The organism is Mesorhizobium sp. M7A.F.Ca.CA.003.01.2.1 (assembly GCF_003998945.1).
Taxonomy (GTDB): Bacteria; Pseudomonadota; Alphaproteobacteria; order Rhizobiales; family Rhizobiaceae; genus Mesorhizobium; species Mesorhizobium ciceri.
The window spans coordinates 1-2779 of sequence record NZ_RZRA01000781.1; the positions used below are offsets into that span (position 1 = coordinate 1).

A 2779-nucleotide genomic window follows, 5' to 3' on the forward strand; every position below is an offset into this window, starting at 1 on the left:
GTCAATTCCTGTTCTACTTCCGTGACGACACAATTGAGATCGTGGCTCAAGATTGGTTGCTGACACGGGAAACACCACTGGCCGCTGAGGACCCCTCCGGCTGAGACTTTCATACTGCGGCGGAATCTGATTCAGACTCCGCAATAATATGAAGGTCCCGGTCGAAAAACGACTCCATTGCGGATCTACACCCAAGGATATATGCTGTCGCAGCGCGCCTAGGCATCCCGCTTCACCATCGCGCATGTTCCATGAAAGTAAAGAATAGATTCGACTCGCTCATGCACGCGGTCTGTGCTGGTCATGGGTATTGCGGAGGAATGCACGGCGACAAATTCATGCATGTCACCGATTTTATCCCTCAATCCGGTGATGTCACAGCGGACCAATTCGTGGAATGGGTCTTTCTAGCTGAAATTGAGAACAAGAGTGAGCGAATGTCCCCCAGATGGGATCGGCATCGCCAAAGGATACGAAGCTATTTTGTTGAGTACATGGGATCAGACGTCATCGATGCCAGCCAATTAAAATGGGGTGTAGAGGGCTAAGCCAGCCCCTTTGCCCTGCTTCCCAATCATCGCGGTCATACTGCATTTATGAGTTCACGACCTAGGATGACGAAAAGCCTCAGGCGGCCTTCTTCTTCGCCAGCCTCGCTTTGATCGACGCGACGTCGGCGCGCGGCGTCGCGGCGAACAGCGTCCTGGTGTAGCTGTGCTTGGGGTCGGCGAAGACCTCGTCGCGCGAGCCGTATTCCACCGCTTCGCCGAAATACATCACCATCACATCGTCGGCGATGTAGCGTACCACGGACAGATCGTGGCTGATGAAGACGTAGGTCAGCTGGAACTCGTCCTGCAGGTCGGCGAGCAGGTTGAGCACCTGCGCCTGCACCGACAGATCGAGCGCCGAGACCGGCTCGTCCAGCACCAGCAGGCTCGGATTGAGCATCAGCGCGCGGGCAATGGCGATGCGCTGGCGCTGGCCGCCGGAGAACATATGCGGATAGCGATTGTAATGTTCGTGACCGAGCCCGACCTTCTTCAGCATCTTCATCGCCAGGTCGCGCCGCTCGGCCGCCGGCTTGTCGGTGTTGATCAAAAGCGGCTCGCCCAGCACGTCGCCGATCTTCTGGCGCGGATTGAGCGATCCGTAGGGGTTCTGGAAGACGATCTGCACCTTGCGGCGCATCTCCTTGGTCAATCCGCCCTTGGCGATGTCGACCTTGTTGCCGTCGATGAACAATTCGCCCGATGTCGCCGGATCGATCAGCGTGATGATGCGGGCAAGCGTTGACTTGCCGCAGCCGCTTTCGCCGACAATGGCCAGCGTCTTGCCCTTGTCGACCTTGAACGAGACGCCCTTGACCGCGTGCACGGTGCGCGGCCCGGTGAACAGGCCGCCGCCGATGTGGTAGTCGCGGACGATGTTCTTGCCTTCGAGAACCGTGGTGCTCATCAGGTGGCTCCCGCAGCAGAAGGCGCCGGCTCGAACATCATGTCGGAAACGGTCGGCAGCCGGTCGCCGACGGCGTTTTCCGGCAAGGCCGACAACAGCGCCCGCGTGTAATTGCTCTTTGGCGATTCAAACAGCGACAGCACGTCGGCCTCTTCCATCTTGCGGCCCTTGTACTGGACGATGACGCGGTCAGCGGTCTCGGCCACCACGCCCATATTGTGGGTGATCATGATCAGGCCCATGCCGTATTTGGCCTGCAGCGAAACCAGCAGATCGAGGATCTGCTTCTGGATGGTGACGTCGAGCGCCGTGGTCGGCTCGTCGGCGATCAGCAGTTTCGGATTGCAGGCAATGGCGATGGCGATCATGACGCGCTGGCACTGGCCGCCGGACATCTGGTGCGGGAAGGAACTCAGCCGCTCTTCAGGGTCGGCGATGCCGACCAGCTTCATCAGTTCGATGGCACGCGCCCGGCGCTGGGCGCGGTCCATGCCCATGTGGAAGCGCAGCACCTCCTCGATCTGGAACCCGACGGTGAAGCACGGGTTGAGGCTGGCGATCGGCTCCTGGAAGATCATCGAGATGTCCTTGCCGACGATCTTGCGGCGTTCGGACGGGCTGAGCTTCAGCAGATCGACGCCGTCGAAGGCCATGCGGTCGGCCTTGACGGTTGCCGTGTTGGGCAACAGCCCCATCACCGCCAGCATCGACACCGACTTGCCGGAGCCGGACTCGCCGACGATCGCCAGCACTTCGCGCGGCTCGATCGACAGGTCGATACCTTGCACGGCCATGAACGGTCCGGCCGCGGTGTCGAAGGAAACGGTGAGGTTCTTGATCTCGAGCAGAGGCATGCTCAGGACCTCTTCAGCTTGGGGTCGAGCGCGTCGCGCAGACCGTCGCCGATCAGGTTGATGGCAAAGACGGTGATCAGGATGGCGAGGCCAGGGAAGGTCACCACCCACCAGGCGCGCAGGATGAACTCGCGCGCTTCGGCCAGCATGGTGCCCCATTCCGGCGTCGGCGGCTGCGCGCCCATGCCGAGGAAGCCAAGGGCCGCCGCCTCGAGGATGGCGTTGGAGAAGGACAGCGTCGCCTGCACGATCAACGGCGCGATGCAGTTTGGCAGGATGGTGACCAGCATCAGCCTGAGATGGCTGGCGCCGGCGACCTTGGCCGAGACGACATATTCGCGGGTCTTTTCGGCCATCACGGCGGCGCGGGTGAGCCGGGCGAAATGCGGCTGCAGCACGAAGGCGATGGCGATCATGGCGTTGACGAGGCCGGGGCCAAGCACCGCGACCAGCACCAGGGCCAAGAG

3 protein-coding genes are annotated in these 2779 nt (G+C 61.2%); all 3 read right to left on the bottom strand.

The annotated features are described in order from the left end of the window. Window positions 1–627: 627 nt before the first annotated feature. Entirely contained in the window at window positions 628–1458 is an 831-nt protein-coding gene (locus tag EN969_RS25425) for a dipeptide ABC transporter ATP-binding protein (RefSeq protein ID WP_063169937.1), read from the bottom strand. Then, window positions 1458–2312: an ABC transporter ATP-binding protein gene (locus EN969_RS25430; protein WP_024503389.1), complete on the bottom strand. Its 855-nt coding sequence runs from the start codon at window positions 2310–2312 to the stop codon at window positions 1458–1460. Before EN969_RS25430 ends, EN969_RS25425 begins: the two co-directional genes overlap by 1 nt. Window positions 2313–2314: 2 nt before the next feature. Continuing rightward, window positions 2315–2779 (bottom strand): ABC transporter permease subunit (locus tag EN969_RS25435; protein ID WP_127419494.1); only part of this gene is annotated, 465 nt, incomplete at its 5' end.

Coding starts and splice junctions, on each gene's coding strand:
- EN969_RS25430 (WP_024503389.1), bottom strand. CDS start 2,312: ATGCCTCTGCTCGAGATCAAGAACCTCACCGTTTCCTTCGACACCGCG.
- EN969_RS25425 (WP_063169937.1), bottom strand. CDS start 1,458: ATGAGCACCACGGTTCTCGAAGGCAAGAACATCGTCCGCGACTACCAC.